This is a genomic window from Jeotgalibacillus malaysiensis, from assembly GCF_044789845.1.
Classification (GTDB): domain Bacteria; phylum Bacillota; class Bacilli; order Bacillales; family Jeotgalibacillaceae; genus Jeotgalibacillus; species Jeotgalibacillus malaysiensis_A.
Window position 1 is genome coordinate 392,712 of sequence record NZ_CP085252.1, and the last position, 18,896, is coordinate 411,607.

At 43.8% G+C, this 18,896-nt stretch carries 28 protein-coding genes; 22 read left to right on the plus strand and 6 right to left on the minus strand.

Going from position 1 to position 18,896, the window contains the following annotated elements; translation table 11 throughout:
* Positions 1–10 precede the first annotated feature (10 nt).
* The 4 genes from LG330_RS02305 to modB all read left to right on the plus strand — a co-directional run bounded on the left by LG330_RS02305 (position 11) and on the right by modB (position 2,655).
* Entirely contained in the window at positions 11–538 is a 528-nt protein-coding gene (locus tag LG330_RS02305; protein WP_404407108.1) for a GrpB family protein, read from the plus strand.
* Positions 539–629: 91 nt separating this feature from the next.
* Positions 630–1,100, plus strand: a complete 471-nt coding sequence (locus tag LG330_RS02310) for a hypothetical protein (protein ID WP_404407109.1) — start codon at positions 630–632, stop codon at positions 1,098–1,100.
* Between the two features lie 133 nt (positions 1,101–1,233).
* Positions 1,234–1,992 (plus strand): molybdate ABC transporter substrate-binding protein, encoded by a 759-nt coding sequence (gene modA / locus LG330_RS02315; RefSeq protein ID WP_404407110.1) that lies wholly within the window; start codon positions 1,234–1,236, stop codon positions 1,990–1,992.
* A 3-nt stretch (positions 1,993–1,995) separates the two neighbouring features.
* Entirely contained in the window at positions 1,996–2,655 is a 660-nt protein-coding gene (modB, locus tag LG330_RS02320) for a molybdate ABC transporter permease subunit (protein WP_404407111.1), read from the plus strand.
* Between the two features lie 33 nt (positions 2,656–2,688).
* Here modB and LG330_RS02325 read toward each other — a convergent pair whose 3' ends face one another.
* Positions 2,689–3,147 carry a hypothetical protein gene (locus LG330_RS02325; RefSeq protein WP_404407112.1) on the minus strand — a complete coding sequence of 153 codons (459 nt, stop codon included), beginning with the start codon at positions 3,145–3,147 and terminating at the stop codon, positions 2,689–2,691.
* A 128-nt stretch (positions 3,148–3,275) separates the two neighbouring features.
* On the opposite strand from LG330_RS02325, the gene LG330_RS02330 reads away from it, so the two are divergent.
* The 4 genes from LG330_RS02330 to LG330_RS02345 all read left to right on the plus strand — a co-directional run bounded on the left by LG330_RS02330 (position 3,276) and on the right by LG330_RS02345 (position 5,699).
* Positions 3,276–3,716: an NUDIX domain-containing protein gene (locus tag LG330_RS02330; RefSeq protein ID WP_404407113.1), complete on the plus strand. Its 441-nt coding sequence runs from the start codon at positions 3,276–3,278 to the stop codon at positions 3,714–3,716.
* Between the two features lie 18 nt (positions 3,717–3,734).
* The gene (locus LG330_RS02335) at positions 3,735–4,451 is read left to right on the plus strand and encodes an MOSC domain-containing protein (RefSeq protein WP_404407114.1); all 717 of its coding nucleotides are present in this window, start codon (positions 3,735–3,737) and stop codon (positions 4,449–4,451) included.
* Positions 4,452–4,635: 184 nt separating this feature from the next.
* Positions 4,636–4,833 carry a DUF4083 domain-containing protein gene (locus LG330_RS02340; protein WP_404407115.1) on the plus strand — a complete coding sequence of 66 codons (198 nt, stop codon included), beginning with the start codon at positions 4,636–4,638 and terminating at the stop codon, positions 4,831–4,833.
* Positions 4,830–5,699 carry an aminoglycoside 6-adenylyltransferase gene (locus LG330_RS02345; protein WP_404407116.1) on the plus strand — a complete coding sequence of 290 codons (870 nt, stop codon included), beginning with the start codon at positions 4,830–4,832 and terminating at the stop codon, positions 5,697–5,699. Before LG330_RS02340 ends, LG330_RS02345 begins: the two co-directional genes overlap by 4 nt.
* 184 nt (positions 5,700–5,883) lie before the next feature.
* Here the strand turns inward: LG330_RS02345 and LG330_RS02350 are convergent, their stop codons facing one another.
* A complete protein-coding gene (locus tag LG330_RS02350; protein ID WP_404407117.1) occupies positions 5,884–6,831 on the minus strand; it encodes a multidrug resistance efflux transporter family protein in 948 nt (315 codons plus the stop codon).
* A gap of 100 nt (positions 6,832–6,931) precedes the next feature.
* Here LG330_RS02350 and LG330_RS02355 point away from each other — a divergent pair, with 100 nt between their 5' ends.
* The 8 genes from LG330_RS02355 to LG330_RS02390 all read left to right on the plus strand — a co-directional run bounded on the left by LG330_RS02355 (position 6,932) and on the right by LG330_RS02390 (position 11,615).
* The gene (locus LG330_RS02355) at positions 6,932–7,495 is read left to right on the plus strand and encodes a helix-turn-helix domain-containing protein (RefSeq protein ID WP_404407118.1); all 564 of its coding nucleotides are present in this window, start codon (positions 6,932–6,934) and stop codon (positions 7,493–7,495) included.
* An 81-nt stretch (positions 7,496–7,576) separates the two neighbouring features.
* Positions 7,577–7,951, plus strand: coding sequence for a DnaJ family domain-containing protein (locus LG330_RS02360; protein ID WP_404407119.1), 375 nt, complete (start codon positions 7,577–7,579; stop codon positions 7,949–7,951).
* Between the two features lie 6 nt (positions 7,952–7,957).
* On the plus strand, positions 7,958–8,530 hold the full coding sequence (locus LG330_RS02365; RefSeq protein ID WP_404407120.1) for a protein kinase: 573 nt from the start codon (positions 7,958–7,960) through the stop codon (positions 8,528–8,530).
* A gap of 2 nt (positions 8,531–8,532) precedes the next feature.
* Positions 8,533–8,943, plus strand: coding sequence for a GNAT family N-acetyltransferase (locus LG330_RS02370; protein WP_404407121.1), 411 nt, complete (start codon positions 8,533–8,535; stop codon positions 8,941–8,943).
* A 137-nt stretch (positions 8,944–9,080) separates the two neighbouring features.
* Entirely contained in the window at positions 9,081–10,064 is a 984-nt protein-coding gene (locus tag LG330_RS02375) for a glutathione S-transferase family protein (protein ID WP_404407122.1), read from the plus strand.
* A 4-nt stretch (positions 10,065–10,068) separates the two neighbouring features.
* Positions 10,069–10,572 (plus strand): GNAT family N-acetyltransferase, encoded by a 504-nt coding sequence (locus LG330_RS02380; protein ID WP_404407123.1) that lies wholly within the window; start codon positions 10,069–10,071, stop codon positions 10,570–10,572.
* A 102-nt stretch (positions 10,573–10,674) separates the two neighbouring features.
* Positions 10,675–11,133 (plus strand): GyrI-like domain-containing protein, encoded by a 459-nt coding sequence (locus LG330_RS02385; protein ID WP_404407124.1) that lies wholly within the window; start codon positions 10,675–10,677, stop codon positions 11,131–11,133.
* Between the two features lie 29 nt (positions 11,134–11,162).
* Complete coding sequence (locus LG330_RS02390; RefSeq protein ID WP_404407125.1) at positions 11,163–11,615, plus strand: hypothetical protein; 453 nt, start codon at positions 11,163–11,165, stop codon at positions 11,613–11,615.
* 281 nt (positions 11,616–11,896) lie between these two features.
* Here the strand turns inward: LG330_RS02390 and LG330_RS02395 are convergent, their stop codons facing one another.
* Genes LG330_RS02395 through LG330_RS02405 form a run of 3 tightly spaced genes read right to left on the minus strand, consistent with a single transcriptional unit; the run spans position 11,897 to position 13,508 of the window.
* Entirely contained in the window at positions 11,897–12,397 is a 501-nt protein-coding gene (locus tag LG330_RS02395; RefSeq protein ID WP_404407126.1) for a DMT family transporter, read from the minus strand.
* A complete protein-coding gene (locus LG330_RS02400) occupies positions 12,397–13,074 on the minus strand; it encodes a Crp/Fnr family transcriptional regulator (RefSeq protein WP_404407127.1) in 678 nt (225 codons plus the stop codon). Before LG330_RS02400 ends, LG330_RS02395 begins: the two co-directional genes overlap by 1 nt.
* A gap of 8 nt (positions 13,075–13,082) precedes the next feature.
* Complete coding sequence (locus LG330_RS02405) at positions 13,083–13,508, minus strand: DMT family transporter (RefSeq protein ID WP_404407128.1); 426 nt, start codon at positions 13,506–13,508, stop codon at positions 13,083–13,085.
* 169 nt (positions 13,509–13,677) lie between these two features.
* Here LG330_RS02405 and LG330_RS02410 point away from each other — a divergent pair, with 169 nt between their 5' ends.
* The 6 genes from LG330_RS02410 to LG330_RS02435 all read left to right on the plus strand — a co-directional run bounded on the left by LG330_RS02410 (position 13,678) and on the right by LG330_RS02435 (position 17,771).
* Positions 13,678–14,211, plus strand: coding sequence for a histidine phosphatase family protein (locus LG330_RS02410; protein WP_404407129.1), 534 nt, complete (start codon positions 13,678–13,680; stop codon positions 14,209–14,211).
* Entirely contained in the window at positions 14,204–14,719 is a 516-nt protein-coding gene (locus LG330_RS02415) for an NUDIX hydrolase (protein WP_404407130.1), read from the plus strand. The genes LG330_RS02410 and LG330_RS02415 overlap by 8 nt, the downstream gene beginning before the upstream one ends.
* The gene (locus tag LG330_RS02420) at positions 14,701–15,306 is read left to right on the plus strand and encodes an NUDIX domain-containing protein (RefSeq protein WP_404407131.1); all 606 of its coding nucleotides are present in this window, start codon (positions 14,701–14,703) and stop codon (positions 15,304–15,306) included. The genes LG330_RS02415 and LG330_RS02420 overlap by 19 nt, the downstream gene beginning before the upstream one ends.
* A 57-nt stretch (positions 15,307–15,363) precedes the next feature.
* Positions 15,364–17,028 carry a DUF2207 domain-containing protein gene (locus LG330_RS02425; protein ID WP_404407132.1) on the plus strand — a complete coding sequence of 555 codons (1,665 nt, stop codon included), beginning with the start codon at positions 15,364–15,366 and terminating at the stop codon, positions 17,026–17,028.
* Between the two features lie 21 nt (positions 17,029–17,049).
* The gene (locus LG330_RS02430) at positions 17,050–17,340 is read left to right on the plus strand and encodes a DUF5316 family protein (protein ID WP_404407133.1); all 291 of its coding nucleotides are present in this window, start codon (positions 17,050–17,052) and stop codon (positions 17,338–17,340) included.
* Between the two features lie 83 nt (positions 17,341–17,423).
* Positions 17,424–17,771, plus strand: a complete 348-nt coding sequence (locus tag LG330_RS02435) for a carboxymuconolactone decarboxylase family protein (protein ID WP_404407134.1) — start codon at positions 17,424–17,426, stop codon at positions 17,769–17,771.
* A 44-nt stretch (positions 17,772–17,815) separates the two neighbouring features.
* Here the strand turns inward: LG330_RS02435 and LG330_RS02440 are convergent, their stop codons facing one another.
* Positions 17,816–18,895 (minus strand): iron-containing alcohol dehydrogenase family protein, encoded by a 1,080-nt coding sequence (locus LG330_RS02440; RefSeq protein WP_404407135.1) that lies wholly within the window; start codon positions 18,893–18,895, stop codon positions 17,816–17,818.
* Position 18,896: the final 1 nt, after the last annotated feature.

The window sequence follows — 18,896 nt, forward strand, 5'->3', positions numbered from 1 at the left end:
GAGTGCAGGTATGAAAGTCAGAGTATCCCCATATAATCATGATTGGCCAACGTTATTTGAAGCAGAAGCGGAAAAAATCTCTTCTATTTTCAAGGAACAGCTGATTACCATCCATCATATTGGAAGCACCTCTGTAGCAGGACTTCAGGCGAAGCCGATTATTGATATGATGCCCGTGCTGAAAAATATTACTGCTGCAGATCGGTTGGCATTTAGAATGAAAAAACTGGGTTATGAAGCGTTAGGAGAATACGGACTTCCGGGAAGGCGCTACTTCAGAAAGGGGAAAGAAAAGCGGACGCACCACGTTCATATGTACGATCTGTCCAGTCAGGAGGAAATCTACCGGCATGTTGCAGTCCGGGACTACCTCAGAGCGCATCAGGAAGAAGCTGAGGCATACGGAAAGCTGAAACAAAAGCTGTCTAAAGCCCACCATGATGATATGGAAGCATATATAAACGGTAAAGATCAATTCGTAAAAGATCTGGAAAGTAAGGCAATGGAATGGAGATTGAAATACAAATTATTACAATGATTACAAATTGATTAAATCAATAGTTATACAGTTTATTGTATATGCTAAAAGATGTAAAATAGTGTTGAATATAGAATGAAAGGAAAATGATATGAGAATTGATCAGAAGGTTCATCCACAAGTTTCTGCGGTGCCGCTGTCAGTGGAAAAGATTCTGGAAGAATGCCCACCTGAAAAAGACTTTCGATTTTATCCTTCAAAAGAGTTACTCGAGTTATGGACTTCTACAATGATCTCACTTCTCAACACCTCTGTTTACCGCGGTTATGGACTCAGCATCAAAGAAGAACGCAAAATCTCAACATTAACTTCACATATCATTATTCAGGGATGTAAGGCATCCTATTTAATTTATCTCACTGCCCACGTTAGTTTCCAGTCAGAAAAATTTCTAAAAAAATATGCACGTCATATTCATCATTCAGCAAAAGAAGTGTTAAATATGATTGAGCTTGTGCGTCAGTTCGAAGCAAGATGCAAACTGGTGATTACCCGTAAAGCGAATATTGTCTACATGCCCTCAATCTCATACAGCGAATCTGCCTGTACGCTTGCAGACTGAGCACTGTTCAAAATCCTTTCAACTTTTATGGAAGGGTTTTTTCTTTTGGGATGAACGAAGGCTGGGATCTGACCCCGTCATTCACAATTCTGCTATACTTAATGCAACTTATTTTTTGGAAGGAAGACTCATGATGAGAAAATTATTTTTGGGTTTGGGTACGCTGGTTGTTGTGAGTGGTTGTACTGGTACGCAGGAGGAAAGTGAGAGCAGGGAGCTGACGGTGTCTGCTGCCGCGAGCCTTCAGGATGCGCTTGGGGAAATTGAGGTGCAGTTTGAAGAGGAGACAGGGATTGAAGTGACATTTAACTATGGTGGTTCAGGCAGTCTGAAGCAGCAGATCTCCCAGGGTGCACCTGTGGATCTGTTTATTTCCGCAGCTGAAAATCATTTTGATGAGCTGGTTGAAGACGGTTCGATCAGTGAGTCAGAGAGTGTCAGGTTAATAGGAAATGAGCTCGTGCTTGTTGTGCCGCGTGACGACTTTGAAGTTGCTACTTTTGAAGATGTAGCAGAGGTTGAAAGCTTATCAATCGGGACACCTGAGACTGTTCCGGCTGGGGCTTACAGCCAGGAAGTTTTCGAGGAACTTGGTATATGGGTGGATGTGCAGGAGCAGATTGTTTTTGCAAAGGATGTCCGTCAGGTCTTAACATATGTTGAATCAGGTAATGTAGAAGCCGGGGTGGTGTACAATTCTGATGCAATTGCAGGTGATCAGTTGAAAATCGCTGCAGTCGCTGAAGAAGAGTGGCATTCACCAATTGTGTATCCTGCTGGAATCATAGAGGGTGCTGACTATCAGGAAGAGGCCGAAACGTTTCTTGAGTATTTGCAAAGTGATGATGCGATGGCCATTTTTGAAGAGCTCGGTTTTAAAAGGTTGAACTAGCATATGCCAGTTGATTTTTGGTCGCCGCTCAGATTATCCATCGAAGTTGCAACGGTTGCGAGTCTGATTGTCCTGGTATTTGGGCTCGCTGCAGGGAGAATGATGGCAGTTCGCCGTTTCAGAGGAAAAGCCGTTGTGGAAACACTGTTTTTATTACCACTTGTGTTACCGCCTACTGTCGTAGGATTTTTGTTAATTGTGATTTTTGGGAGAAACAGTCCAGCAGGTCAGGTGATTGAATGGGTGTTCCGGCAGCCGCTTATTTTCACCTGGTGGGCAGCAGTAATTGCTGCCGTTGTTGTTGCTTTTCCACTGATGTATCAGTCGGCCAAAACCGGCTTTGAATCGATTGATAAAGAGATTGAGCATGCAGGGCGTGTGGATGGAGCCGGAGAGTGGAAGCTCCTCACTAAAATCTCTATTCCGCTTGCCTGGAAAGCAATTATTGCAGGATTCATCCTAAGTTTCGCACGGGCGCTCGGAGAATTCGGTGCAACCCTCATGTTTGCCGGCAATATTCCAGGCCGGACACAGACCGCCTCAACAGCAATCTACCTGGCGATTGAATCAGGAAATATGCAGATGGCCTGGCTATGGGTTGCAAGTATGGTTGGGATTTCATTTGTGATGCTTGTGGCTGTGCAGGGGCTTCGGAGCAGATAAAAAAGCATTCGTCTAAAGGAGGCGAATGCTTTTTTAAGGGAATATTTTTTGATGAAGGTAATCCTGCAGGTCTGTTCGATGATGCCACAGCTCGTTTCGTGCTTCTCTGGCTTCCTCATAGTGAGTACGCCTTTCATCAGCTGTTTCTGCTGATTGAAATTGATCAATGACTTCAGCAAGGTTTTCCGGGAATTCCCGCAATGTATCAATTGCTTTGTCATTATAACCAAGGTAAACAACTGTCCCCTCTCCGTGAAGCTTCAGCGCTTGTTTTCTCGCGTCATATTCACTCGCATCACCTTCTGAAAATCCGTTTTCAATCAGGGTTTCCTGATAGGATAAAAAACCGTCCAGGTGTTCTATGTAATAGTCTATGGAGATAAATAACTGGAGCTCGGTCTCATTTTTCTGTTCACGATATTGGTGGTACAGAAAAGCTGATAGAAGAATAAATAATGTCATGATAGGGATCAGCACTTTTTTAGAAAACAAAACATTGCTCCTTTCATATTTTATTTGATGATTGTAAAGGTTGTGCTCCTTATCATGGTAACATATTGGTAGAAATAATGGTTTTGATTTCCTGAAAAGTTAATAGATATGAGGTAAGGGGGAAATAAATGAGACACTCATCTAAAGCAATTATTATCAAAGAGGATTCAATCTTATTAACAACAAACTCAGACGATGAAGGTACATTCTACATTTTCCCGGGCGGCGGTCAGGAGGATGGAGAGACTATGCATGAAGCGTGCATTCGGGAATGTCTTGAGGAAACGGGATTGATTGTGAAACCCGGGGAGCTTTTATACGTAAGAGAATACATAGGTAAAAACCATGAATTTGCAGCATTTGATTCACATGTTCACCAGGTTGAATCATATTTTCACTGTGAGATTACCGGGAAAAACGATCGTCAGATTTTCTTTGATACAAATCAGACCGGTATTGAATGGTTACCGATCAGAGAGCTTGATCAATACAGAATTTACCCGCGGACTGTCGTTTCGTATATTCAGAAGTCTGATCAGTCATCCGTTTATTTAGGTGATGTTAATTAACTCCAAGGAGGAACGAAGATGGAACAAATCGGTACACTTAGCGTGATTATGCGTCATCCGGTTAAGTCACTGAGCGGCGAACAGGTGAATTCCACAAAACTGATGGCTTATGGTGTCTATGGAGATCGCAGTCATGCGCTTTTAGAGGAAGGCCGCTATCATACAGCAACTCAAAATTCAAAAATGGTGGGGTACAGCGCTGCTTTTGATGGAGAAGAGCCTTTGGAACAATATCCCAGGGTTTTGATCACAGCGCCGGATGGACGGACTTTTTACTGGGATGAAGATACCTGCCTTGATGAATTCCAGATACTTGCCGGCAAACCTCTGAAAAAAGAAGTCTACTCACCATCACTCGTTCCGCTGGGTGCAATTGAGGAAGAACATCTTTTGATTGTTAATGAAGCATCAGTAAAAGCGCTGGAAAAGGAAACAGGGAAAACCATCGACTGGAGAAGGTTCCGCCCAAACCTGGTTGTTTCTCTGAAGGACGATATTCCTTTTTCTGAAGAGCACCTTGCCGGAATAAAGCTTGCGATCGGATCCGCTGAAGTTGAAATTGTCAAGCCATGTGAGCGCTGTAGCATCATTAATATCGACCCGTCATCAACAGCCATTGACCCGCTTGTTTTAAAAACAGTTTATCAAAAGCATGGTAACAAATTTGGAATGTATGCTGCTGTGAGGAAGCCGGGCGTGATCACAGTGGGCGATAAGATTTTAGTATTGGAGTGAATATCAGTTATGAGTATCGTGCTGTTTTTTATTGTGCACCTGATCATCGGTTTGGGACTGGTATATTTCAGATCTAAACTGCCGTCTATCCTAATTACGTTTGGGATGGTCTTTCTAGTCATGAGCGCTCTATATTGGGGCAGGATCATGATTGATATTAGTTAATTCATCAGGAGGAATTTAAATGAGTGGTCTAAGTATAGGAGATATAATTTTTCAGCTTGTGATGTTCGGTTTTCTGGCATTATTCCTTGTTTCATTCAGTCTATTTATTAAAAGAATGGTCGTTACAAAATCAGTCCAGAACAGACAATCAGATGAAACAAATGAAAAACTGGATCGGATTATTACGCTGCTAGAGGAAAAGCAGGGTCAAAAATGAGATCAGAGCAGGAAATGATGTCGCTGATTTTAGGGTTTGCAAAAGAAGATGGACGTATCAGAGCAGTCTATATGAATGGATCGCGGACAAATTCACATGCACCCCGGGACATTTTTCAGGACTACGATATTGTTTATGTGACGGATGATATTTCAGATTTTGTAGAAGATCAGTCATGGATTCAGCATTTTGGAGAGTTAATCATGATGCAGCAGCCGGATGCGCTGGATGCCGGAAAGGGGCTTAAAACCGATCCGGGACGTTATGCCTTTTTAATGCTGTTTGATGATGCGAACCGGATTGATCTGTCATTTCAGTCAGTTGATTTTATGCAAAAGGTCTACCGGGAGGATTCGCTGACGATTCCACTTTTAGATAAAGACGGTATTTTACCTGATATACCTGAGTCGACTGACCGGGACTATTTTGTGAAAAAGCCTTCAGAAGGTGAATTTGATAGTGCCACAAATGATTTCTGGTGGTGCCTTCAGAACGTTGCTAAAGGACTCTGGCGTGACGAACTCCCTTATGCACACCATATGTTTGAACTCACGATACGGAGCGCGCTGGATCAGATGATTGAGTGGTGGATTGGCGGGCAGCATGAGTATCAGGTGTCTGCGGGTAAGATGGGGAAATACTTTAAACGATTATTGCCTGAGGAGTACTGGGCTATTTATCTGCAGACCTATGCCGAAAATAAATGGGATGCTGTAGAGGCGGCGGCTGAACTGTTTGGGGTGCTGGGTCGTTCAGTGGCTGATGAGGCAGGATTCCAATATCCAGGTGAGGATGAACGACAGATGCTTCGTTTTGTCAGGCGTGTACGCGAGTTGCCTGGTGATGCGGAAGAGGTTTTTGAGTGAATTTTGTTGGTCCAGGGGTGGGTATATTGGCATGATTTCCTGAACCACCCCAATAATCTCCTGAACCAGGTGGGTTTTCTCATGAACGACTGAAGTAATATCATGAACATGCCAGGGAATCTCCTGTACTTCACGTGTTATGTCCTGAACCAACAACGCCGACATTTAAAAACCTAATCCGCCATTAACCACTTTTCACTACAGCCATCCTGCGTACAGCCATTCTCATATTCAATGTATGAACTACAATCCCCACTACAATTAACCCAATCCCCATTGAAGCAATTCCTGATGGCAGCGGACTCGATAACAATATAGCTTCACCTGCAATCACAAACAGCACCTGTGTTGCCTGAGTCGCTTCAACCGCCGCAAGCTTGCCCTGGTCATGCCGCACACTGTTTGTAGCAATAAAGAACAGCGCAGTTGCAATAATACCTGAGCTGACGGCAACGATAAACGTCTGTATGACTTGTCCCGGTGAAGGCGGACCTGTCTGTACGAGCCCGATTCCGCTTAGGATGATCCAGACAGGCAGACTGGCCAGCGTCATACCGAGGATACGCTGAAATGAATCCATACGGTCACCGAACAGCTCCATCATTTTCCGGTTGCCAAGTGGATAACAAAAAGCTGCGATGACGACAGGCAGTGCACCGATCAATAACTGTGAAACACTGAGCTGATCAGCCTGCTGAACCTGTATCAAAATGACACCAGACAGGATGATGCATGAAATGATTAAAGCCCTGAATTGCACAGTATGTCTGCTCCCGTCAGACTTTAGAAAAAGAGGGGCCAGTAAAAGTCCAGCTACGATCGTAAATTGCCAGGTGCCGGCGACAAGCCAGCCCGGACCATAAGCGGCTGCGTATGTGAGGGGTGCATAAAATAACACAAATCCAACCACGCTCCACTTGATCCACTCGAGCGGACGTTTTTTCATTTCACGAAACAAATCACGCAGATTTCCCCGCATCCATACAATCAATATTAAAAACGGCACCATAAAGATAAACCGTAAAGAGGCACTCCACAGCCAACTGCCGCCACCTACTTCCATCGAACGATTCAAAATAAATGTCACTGCAAAGAACATTGAAGAACATATGCCGATCAGTAGAGCTTTCATTAAAACACCTCTTTGCATAGTCTATAAATGATATAATGTATACTATAATATACTTTTTGTTGAAGAGTGCAAGCACTATTTCAAATATGGAGGAAGAAAAATGACGCATGTGAGTCCTGAAGATTTTACAAAACAGGTTGGTAAAATACTTAGAAGACTGAGAAAGGAAAAAGAGATCACGCTTGAGGAAACGGCAGATCTGACCGGTGTCAGTAAATTGACACTTGGTAAAATTGAACGCGGGGAAGCGAACCCGTCCCTCACGATCATCTGGAAAATTGCGAACGGTTTACGTATCCCTATCTCATCCCTAATGGTAGAGAATCAGGAGGTTACCCTGCTTAAAAAAAGCGGGAACAGTGTCATGAGTGAAAATCACTCTTTAAAGCTTGAACCTGTTTTCACAACACAGGTACAGGGGTCGATTGAATCTCACAAAGGCTACTTACATCCTGACAGCATCTATGAGGCAGAGGCCCACCAGCCGGGAGTAAAAGAATATATTACTGTGATGGAGGGTGAAGTAGTGGTCCGTGTTGATGGAAAAGAGTATCAGCTAGAGCGCTTTGATTCCATCAAATTCAATGCGGATCAGCCGCACGCTTATATCAATCACTCAGAAGAGACTGCTGTACTTCATTTTGTCATGATTTATTCCCTTTGAAATATGGAAAATCAGTGAATAATCAGATTACTTACCCTCTATGTGCTATGCTAAAAAAAGGAAAACAAAGGGGTGTTTTGAATGAGCGATTTTGAGCAGCCGCCTAAAAATGATCTGATCGGTGATATTTTAAAGGATTATTCCAAAACAGGCGGCATGGATAATTTAAAAGGGTCCGGTGAAAAGATACCGAAAGAATATTTTTCGGGAGATACATTTCAGCATTTCCAGAAGATCGCAAAGGATGCAGGGTACAAACCTCACTGGCTGAAGCTGCAGCATGAGATCAGTGACAGATTGGGTGATTTGGAGACACTTGAGCCTGCGGCGCAGAAAAAAGAAATGGCGAAAATGAATAAAAAAGTAGCAGAGCATAATAAATCCTGTCCACCTCCTCTTCAGAAAATGCCTATTTCGATGAATGATTTAGAAGCGGCAAGGCGTATTTGGGGGTAAAGCAGTGTGGAGAATTGGAAAACTTATTGTACTGAACAGAATTTTCTTGGTATAGGGTCTACAAGAAAAGTGTATCGTGCCGGGGATAAAGTGATTAAAGTTCATCTGCATGCAATTGGATATGAGCAGTCCAGGCAGGAGTTGCTTATTTATGAGGAAATGAAGCGTCTTGGTTATGATGAATATTTTGCAGAGGTAACAGAGGTACATAAGGAATATGCAGTACAGCGATTTGCAGAGCCGCTTGAACTGCAGGATGCTCAGACGTATGATCTGCCGGAAGATGATGAACGGCTGACACATTCACATAAAAAGATTATTAGCTTACTTGACCGCGAGTTTGACAGTTTTGATCTGAAGGATAGCGGAAACTTTGGCATCAATAAAGCTGGCAGACTTGTATTGATTGATTACGGTATGACGAAGAAACGCTATGAAACTGAGTGGGTCCCGGAAGCTGATGCAGGTGTGATTCCGCAGATCTATTTTGAAGCTTGTACCATCTGCGGAGTGGAAAAGGAGCTGAGAATGTATAGTGATGCTGATCAGGATCGGCGCTGTGTGGCGTGCGGGAAATGATGATGAGTAAATTTACGATACATAAAGTAGATCCGGAAAAGGATTTACCTGATATAAGCATGCTCAGAGAAGAGAGTGTCTCAGATGGATTTCGCTTTTTAAGCAGGCTTGAAAATGATTATAAAGATGGTACGAATCGCTTTTTGCTGGAGGGAGAGGGTTTATGGTACGTCATGGACCCGTTTAATGAAGTGATTGCGATTGGGGGACTTAATAGTCAGGGATTTCTTTGTGGTGATTCTCATATCGGCAGACTCAGACGTTTCTATGTGAAGCGGGCAGAAAGAAGAAACGGTATTGGTACAATGCTCCTTCATCAGATTATCGTCGCGGCTGCGGATTCATTTGATCTGATTGTGCTGTTTACTGATACAAAAGAAGCTGCACAATTTTATGAGCGTCACGGTTTTTGAAGCCTGATACAGATGGGGATTTTTCGCACTGTAAAAAGTTAAAACGCATCCCCTAGTCCCTCATTCTTGATTGTTTTACTCGGAAATGAGATAACAGTGACAGGTCTGAAATTTCTGAAAAGGGAAGAGGGATTTTGATGTCAAAGAAGCCTGCTGAGATCAGCAAGGATGGTTCATTTAAAAGACAGGTAAACCGTTTTGTTACACCGTTTGGCAGTGGAGAGGGTGATCTGCCGGTTGAAAGCGGGCGATACAGATTGCTTTGGTCGGCTGCCTGTCCATGGGCGCATCGACAGGTAATCGTGCGCAGTGTGCTTGGACTTGAAGATGCAATCAGTGTTGGGAAAGCAAGTCCGCTCCGTCCGAGGATTGGCCGTGTGGACTGGGCGTTTACACTGGATGAAAATAATCAGGATCCGGTTCTTGGGATTGAATACGTGAGCGACGTGTACTTTAAGGCGGAGCCGGATTATGACGGACGCCCGACAGTCCCTGTCATGGTCGATCTGCAGACGAAAAAAGCCGTTAACAACGACTACTTTAAAATGACAAATTACTTTGAAACAGTCTGGCGTCCATTCCATAAAGAAAATGCGCCGAACCTGTATCCTGACCATCTGCGTAATGAGATAGATGAATTGAATGAAGTGATTTTTCATGAAGTAAATAACGGTGTGTATAAATGTGGATTTGCTCAATCCCAGGAAGCGTATGAAGCGGCATTTGATACGCTGTTCGAGCGTCTGGATGCCCTTGAGGAACGTCTCGCTGACCGCCGTTTTCTGCATGGGGATTTTATCACAGATTCCGATGTGAGGTTATATACGACGCTTGCCCGTTTTGATGCAGCTTACTATAACGGCTTTAACACGAACCGCAATCTGCTGCGTGAATTCCCGAACCTATGGGGTTATGCGCGCGATCTATACCAGACAGAAGGGTTTGGGGATACGACTGAGTTTGATGCGATCAAGGAGCATTATCATGTATCTATCACGATAAACCCTGATCAGTCAGAAACGCGTATTTTACCAAAAGGACCAGATCTGACAGTATGGAATGAGCCGCATGATAGAGAGAAGCTTGGGAAGTCAGATAAGTTTCTCCGGTTTGAGGGGTGAGAGGATGATCATTCGCGACGCAAGAAAAGAAGAGCTTTCATTTATTCGTGAACAGCGTGTAAAAGCTTATGAGGATCATACAGAAAAAGTGCCGGCTGAACATTGGGAAGCGCTGAAAAAGGCGATTTCATCTGACGCGGATCAGCAGGAAAATGTTGATTTAATTGTGGCGGAAGTAAATGACGTCATCCTGGGCAGTGTAGCTTTATTCCCTGCCAAAACAGATGCGTATGAAGGCTATGTGGACGAGATGGATTATCCTGAAATCAGAGTGCTTGCTGTTGATCGCAATGCACGCGGACAAGGGATTGCTTCAGCGCTGATTGATGAGTGCATCAGTCGTGCAAAGGCAAAAGGGTACGATGCGATTGGCCTGCATACAGGCTCCTTCATGGATGGCGCGATTGCTCTTTATCAGGGTAAGTATGGTTTTGAGCGGATGCCTGAGTATGATTTCGTGCCCGCTGATGATGGGATTGTGGTGAAGGCTTTTAAAAAGAAGATATAGATCGCAGAGAAAAGTCGGGAAGCCCCGGCTTTTTTGTTTGGGATAAAAAGGGTTTTTAGAGGTTCTGCAAGAATAAGTCAAGGTACAGAAAGGAGGAGTCAAATGAACGCGAAAATAGAAAATGCAACTTTTCATCTAATCGGGCTGACAGGAAAAAGTCTTTTTAAGGATTTTGGTCATGAAGTACCTTCTCTGGCTTCTAAGTTCCTCGGGAAAATAAGTGAAATTCCTATTCATACGGGAATAGAGGCTGGCATATATGAGCCATATGATGATACTAAACCTGAAGGAATATTTCACGTAGGGGTCTTAACAGGAGAGAGACCTTCTTCAGTTCCAGATGGGTTTACCTTGATTGAGGTTTCAGGACGTTATGCAGTTGGAACAGGAAAAATGGACAGGATCAGAGAGGTTCATCAGCAGTTAAATGATTGGATAATTTCCAAAGGGCATATCAGAATGAACAAAGACTATATCATAGAGACTTATCATCCTGAACCGGATGGAGAGCGAGTAACGGTTTATTTACCACTTCAACTCAGAAACCAGATCAATGACTGAGCGTCTAATTGAATAAAGGAATGATTGTGATGAAGCGTAAATCTGTCACTTTTATAGCGGGCATCATGGTTTTGTTCTTTTCTTTACCGCAAGATATCTATGCAACATCATGGGCTTATTCGTTTGTTGTGTGGGAAGGCTACGTTTATCAGGTCACTGATGAAGAGGTTGAACGAATTGAAGAGGAAATTGGTAAAGTAACTGCTTTTTCTGATATGGATCAGCTCCCCGGTAACTTCTCTAATGCCTACAGAGAAGGCACAAAATATTTTTCAATTGAAGGGACAGATCCTTCTGAAGCAATTGCAGTGGAAATCTCTGAGGATCTATATGTAAAAGCATATAAAGAACATGAATATCTGGTGAAAGGAATCAATGATAACACTGGTATTTCATTTAGCGGGTTGTTTCTCACCGGGCTGCTGGCGTTTGTCGGTGTGTCAGCTTATCAATTCAGAAAAAATATACGTAAAAAATCCTGATTGAACTAAAAAGCGTACCGATCAAAAGGTCCGGTACGCTCAGGATGTTGAGTGTTGTGCAGGAGAACATTGTTTGTATTGGTCAAGACCGACGCGTTCAATTCTCCAGAGAGATGATTCAATCGATTCAGGAGTTGAGTCAATTATTCTCATCCATGATCCAATTACCACGACTAGCATTCAGTCTGAAGCAATTAACAGAAGAGGTGTAGCGATTAATCTGAGCGCTGAACCATATATCCCACGCGCTGATCCAATTAAGTGCCTATCTTCCACACCCTCTACCCATTCACCTTCACCGTACGTCTCGATGCAGTTGATTGCTTTCGTCCGCGCGCCTTTTCTTCAAGTGCCGGTCCAAGCTGGAACAGCAGGACGCCGGCTGAAATTATCAGCACACCTAAAAACGATTGAAATGTAAACGGTACCTGTTCAAGTCCAAACCATCCGAGTGAATCCCAGGCGAGTCCGAAAAAGATCTGTGAAACCATCACGAGTGAGATCGCGCGGCTTGGTCCAAGCGATTGAACGCCCTGTGTGACACAGGCTACAACACCTACCCCGACCACGCCGCTGAACCAGAACCATAAGTCTGCATCAAAACGGAATAAGGCAGTCCCTTCAAATGCGAGTCCCGCTGAGAATGAAGCGAGGAACCCGAGTGCAAGTACAAGCATCGTTGTTGACCAGACGCTGACCTGCTTTTTCACATTTGCATTGAATGTATTTTGAAGGCAGACCAGTGTTCCGCCGAGTAGTGCAAGTAAAATGCCGATGACCATTAGAATGCCTCCTTTTCATAAATATTTTCACCAGCGAGTTCAAGGAGCGCATGGTGATTTATAATTTCAATTGAACCCCGTTTTTTCATGATCCAGCCGTCCTGCTGAAACTGCTGAAGCACTCTGTTCAAATGCCTGTAGCTCGTGCCGATCAGATCTGCAATATCAATCAGTGATGCAGAAGTGATGACGGGCTGCACAGGTGTCATTGAAAGAAGATAGCTCGCAAGGCGGACATCGACTGCATACAGTAAATTAAAATTCATCGTATGTGTCTTCATTTCAAACTTTTTCGTTACTGTATCGAGCAGGAATTGCAGCCATGGGGCATGCTGAGCCATTTCCTTTTTAAGGACTGAATAAGGAATTTCAATCACGGTTGTTTCCATCACGCTCTCAACCGTATTAATCAGCGGACAATCCCGTACATACTCAATATCACCAACGATATCTAGCGGTGTTTTGAATGCGAGAATGAGCCGTTTTCCTTCAGGTGTCAGCATCGAGACCTTCAGTTTGCCGTCTACTAGAAGGTGCATCCTGTCTGACTGTTCACCCTGTGAAAACAACCGCTGTCCGGCTGGATAGGTCTCAAGCTTCATTGCATCGCAGACTTTTTCGGTGAAAAGCTCATCAAGCTGATAGGTTTTAAGATAATCATGCAGCTTCTTTTTCATCATGCCTCCTAGATCTTCAGCACAATAACACCAAGAATCATGAGTACTACCCCAATGATCTGGGTTCTGCTGATATTCTTTTTGATCATGTCAAACCAGCCGAACTTATCAATGATAATCGCTGCCATAAGCTGTGCAATCAGGAAAATACCGATTGTGAGCGTGACACCCATCAGATGGACAGCGGTAATATTACTGAATAACACAATCGCAGCAAGTGCACCACCGGAAGCATAAAGCTTAGGCACCTGCCCGAGGTCCTTATAGGAACGGTCTCTTAATGCTATTACAATGAGGATTGCGAGTACAAATCCTGTCAGCTGCGTCATGGCAGCAGCCTGCCACGTTCCAATCTGATCACTGATCGTTGCATTCGCCACGCTCTGAAAGGTCAGAAAAAATCCGCCTGCCAGCGCAAATAGTACACCCTTCATTTTTTCCCCACCTTTCTGTCAGCTCAACTGTATAACTTTGTCACAGTTGTCAAAAGGACATATGTCCCAATCAGTGTGAAGGATCCAATAGAGGAAGTAAAGAGGACAGTTTAAAAGTTGGAAAAAAATGCTGTATACTAAAAGCAATTCTTCAACGAGGAGTGAAATTATGTCTAACGTGTATTTAATCAGACACTGTCAGGCAGAAGGGCAGGAAGCTGAAGCTGCTTTAACAGATGAAGGAACAAAGCAGGCCGAAGCATTAGCCCGCTTTTTTAACGGTATAGAAGTGAAGCGTATCATTTCAAGCCCTTTTAAGAGAGCGATTGAATCAATCAAGCCCCTGGCAGAGCGTAAAGAGTTAGACATACATATTAATCAGAACCTTTCAGAAAGAGTGCTGAGCACTGAAAATCTGCCGGACTGGCTTGATAAGCTTGAACAATCGTTTATCAATATGGAGCTTGTTTTTGAAGGCGGAGAATCAGCGAAAGAAGCTGAAGGGAGAATAGCTGAAGTGGTAGAGGCGGCAAGTGAAAAGGAAGGCATTACGCTAATTGTTACTCACGGTGGCATCATGTCCCATTTTTTAAGTAAATATGATGCCGGGTTTGGCTTTGGTGAATGGCAGAGACTCAGCAACCCGGATGTATATGTGTTTGATAGGAATAAGAAAAATGTGGAGCGTGTGTGGCGTGAATAAATCCTGGCACAGGGCCTTCGGTGTGTATGGCCTCTACAGAAAAGATCACAAACTGCTCGTGATTAAGAAAAGTCGTGGTCCATATAAAAACAGATATGATCTGCCTGGCGGAAGCCCAGAGAAGGGTGGGAGTCACTCTGAAACACTCAACCGGGAATTTACAGAAGAAACAGGGCTGGAAGTGCTCGGTAAAACCCTGATTGGCATGGTAGACTTCCAGCTTCCATGGGTGTGGCGTGAATACTCACACGTGCATCACACAGCTGTGTTTTATCAGGTGAACAAGGCTGATGGTGAGATTGAGGAGCCGGATCAGTTCGATGGACAGGACTCGCTTGGCACTTATTGGTTAACAGAAAATGAGGCGAATGAAGACAATGCTTCACCACTAGTGATTGAAGCGTTCAAATGGTTTGCGCTTGCAACAATATCAACTGAACCTGTCATATATGAAAAATGGCGCGTAGTTGAAAAAACTGAGGAGGCCCCATGGAATCAGAACGATTAAAAATCTTTAATGAGAAGCATCAATACATAGGTGAAAAAATGAGATCAGAGGTACATGAAAAAGGTTATTGGCACGAGACCTTTCACTGCTGGATTTTGGACGGTAATTCGCTATATTTCCAACTGCGCAGTGAGGATAAAAAAGATTATCCGGGGCTACTAGATATCACTGCAGCCGGTCATCTGCTGTCAGAAGAAACGGTCCGTGATGGTGTCCGGGAAATGCAGGAGGAGATTGGCATCCAGGTTCCTTTTGAACAGCTGCAGCCGCTTGGTGTGATTGAATGCGTAGCTGAGAGAGCGGGTTTTATTGATAAGGAATTTGCCCATACGTTTCTTTTAAAAGGGATATTTAATGAAGATGACTTTGACCTTGAGGATGAAGAAGTGTCCGGTATGGTCCGTACGGATATTGAATCATTCCGAAGCCTTTGCAGAGGAGAATGTGATGAGGTGAGGGTTGAAGGATTTAAGATACTAGGTGGTGACAAAATAAAAATAGATCAATCAGTTGGAATACAGTCGTTTGTTCCCCACAAAGCGGCATTTTACCTGACTGTGCTGGAGCGGATTGATCAGTGCAGATGACAGAAAATTGAAACCTTTTCACCATGAAGCACGTAACTTATGTAAGAGGTGACGAAAATGAACGGTCTTAAAATTACAATGACGGTGCTGCTTGGGGTACTTTTTCTTCTTCCGGGACAGGCTCTTGCAGTGGACTTTTCAATTGAGCGATCTGTGATAGATGCTGAGGTTCAGGAATCCGGCGATGTCTTTGTGACTGAAAATCATACTTACGAATTTGACGGAGAATTTAATGGCATTACCCGCTCGCTGATATCTAAGAATGACCAGCAGGCAATTACTGACGTGCAGGCTTTTGAAGATAGAGAGTCTCTAAATGTAGAAGCAGATGATAACTTTTACCGCATTTACCGTGGTGGTGAAGATGAAACCGTTACGATAACGCTGACTTATGTGATTGAAAATGGCGTAAGGGTCTATGAAGATATGGGTGAGTTTTTCTGGCCGTTTTTCAGTGAGGAAAATGAGTCGGATTATGAAAATATGGTGATTACTCTAACACCTCCAGCACCAACAGATGATGTGCTGGCGCTCGGCTACGATGAAGCTGAAGGTGCCGCTGACACTGATACGTCGGGGATCGTAACCTTTGATCTTGGACATGTTTCAGAAGGTGAAAATGGAGATGTAAGAGCGGCGTGGAATGCAGGAGTATTTGCAGCAGAAGGTACCGGGGAAATCCGTTCTGAGCTGATGACAGCCCTTGAAACACAGAAAGAAGAAGCTGCAGCATTTGCTGAAACGCGTGGATGGATTATGAATATAGGGATTGTCATTCTGGTGCTTGAAGCGATTTTGTTAGCTGTACTTTGCATCAAAGCATGGATCAGAGCGCGCAGAGTGAAGCGTGAAGCAGATGAAAAGCTTTCGCCAGACGGGCCTCCGCGTGAAATTCTGTCTCTTATGGGGACGATTTCTTTTAACTACTATCATATGATGACAGGGCAGGCCGTTAATGCAGCCCTTTTAGAGCTTGTGAGGAAAGGTCATGTCCTACAGGAAACAGAACGTGAATTCCGGATCGTGAACAAAAATGGACTGCTGGATCATGAGCGCATTTTAGTGGAATGGCTGTTTGACACGATTGGAAATGGAGAAACCTTCACTGTTGAGCAGGTAGAAGCGTTTGCTAAAAAAGAATCCAATCAGAAGATATATCAGGACTATGAGGCGAAATGGCATGCAGCCATTAAAGAGGAAGTGGAAGCTGCGCAGTTCAATAAGGATATCAGCACTCATCGTAAAATCGTGATGGCTGCAGCTGCAGTATTACTGCCATTCCTTGTGTTGTTTCCAATGTTTGATCTTTTACCAGGACTGTTTTTCGCAGTGCTGCTTGTCGGAGGGTTTGTGACGTATGTACTTGCTTATCATCCAAGAACGCTTGAAGGCGTCATGATCAATAGAGAGTGGCAGCGTGTGAAAAAGCATCCGGACACTGATCATTGGACCGAGGATGATCAAATGAGGGTGTACCTGTATGGAATCGGAACGAAGGATGAAAAGATTTCAGGACCAATTGAAAAGAAATTTGCAGGCTTCAATCCTTCTATGAACCATGGGAGCATGGATGTCGCCACGTTACTGTTATTATCAGTTGCTATTTCACCAGGCTTTGAGTCTGCTAATGCGCAGGCGTCAAGCACGTCTGCTTCATCATCAACATCGACCGGTTCAGCAGGCGGAGTTGGTGGAGGCGGCGGAGGGTCTGGTGCGTTTTAATCAAGACAAAGGAGTGATTAGATGAAGACAATCGGTATCGGAACAGGTCTTGCTTTAATTGGAATCATTCTGTCCTGGATCATTTGGGGGGCAGGAGAAATCTATACAATTCCAGCGGGGCTCGGATTTTTGTTTCTGATCGTGATGATGTTTTCTTCAGGTGCAATGGTGAGTGGCAGTGAGATGAGAGCGAATCTTGCTACAGAATCAGAAGAAGGGCGTAAAGACCGTATGGAGATGACAAAGGGGGCAGCTTTATTAGCGTTGCCAAACCTGCTGATTGCAGGCTTTCTGTACTTTTCGATTCATTAAGGTATAGCATCATTCCTGAAGGGTCATCCTAACTGCTGGATACGTTCATTAATAAAAGATGAGCGTTGAAAAGGAGTGGGAAGATGAATATAGATGGAGAAAATATCTTAAACCGGTATCGCAGAGGAATCGAAAGTATTCATGACCTTATGCCTTCAGCAGTACACGAGTATAATCAATTTACCGGAAAAGCTTTTGAAGCTGGTGATATTTCAAAATCTCAAAAGCACTTGATTGCACTGGCGATTGCAGTAAATGATGGCGATGAATCAAGTATTGCTTACCACATGGATCAGTGTGTCAGTCATGACTGCACGGATCAGCAGATACACGAAACCATGATGGTCGCAGCAGCGTATGGTGGAGGTTCTGCCATGAGTCATGGTGTCACAATGGGGCTGGAATTGCTGAAGCAGTTTCGGAGTCGATAAGAAAGAGCCTGACAGTCACTTAACTCACTGTCAGGCTTAATTTGTTATAAAGCATATTCTGTTTCCAGTCTTCTTATAGCCTCAATGGTTTCTTCCGCAGTGATTCGACGGTTTTTTAACACATGGATTGTTTCCTTTGAAATGGTAGACTGCTTTGCGATTTCATCAATCCTATGTGCAGGAATGTGAAGGTCATTCAAAGATACAGGTAATCCAATCTTTTTGTAAAAAGGTAATAAGCGATCAATCTCATTATATTTTTCCTCGAGCAGGAGCTGAACGAGAATACCATAAGCAACTTTATCACCGTGTAATGCGCGATGAGATTCAGGAGCGGATGTTAATCCGTTATGAATCGCGTGTGCACCCGCCACCCGACCGTATTGATCTCCAAATCCTCCTACCATCCCTCCGAGCATGATAATGGCTTCCGTAACACGGATGAAAGCTTCAGAGCTTACATTGTTCTCTGCATCTAATAGAGCCTGTTCTCCGTATTCGAACATAATGTCTGCGCATTTCTTCGCAGTAAAATGAGCTATTTCCAAAGCGGGCATCGGGTTTTGCATTCTGCCGATCTGCACGTCTGCTTCATACCATTTAGCGAGTGTATCTCCTATGCCTGCGCGAAGAAGCGGAGAGGGTGCAGCTGCGAGAATAACCGGATCTACTAATAGCAGGTCAATTCCTGCCGGGTGAATATTATAATGTGTCATCGTTCCATCATGTTTATAGATGACGCTGATTGGAGTCCACGGTGCACAGTTAGACGCCAGAGTCGGAATAAGCACAGTTTTCACATGAACTGCTACAGCTGCTGCTTTTGTAATATCAAGCACTTTTCCTCCACCGAGTCCGATGATCGCCTGAACATTTAATTCTGAAGCCAGAGATGAAATACGATTGATTTCTTCAATTGTACATTCATTGTTATAGAATTCATGATGGACATTCATTTCTTCAAGAGCCGGGAAAGCTTGGTTTGCTGCTTTCCACGACTCAATACCTGATAATAAAAGAATGCGATTAATGCCTCTTTCGGACAATTTTACTTCAAGTTCTGTAAGTGCATTTGGTTTTATCACATATTCAGCAGGGGCACCACGGACAATAACATCATTCACG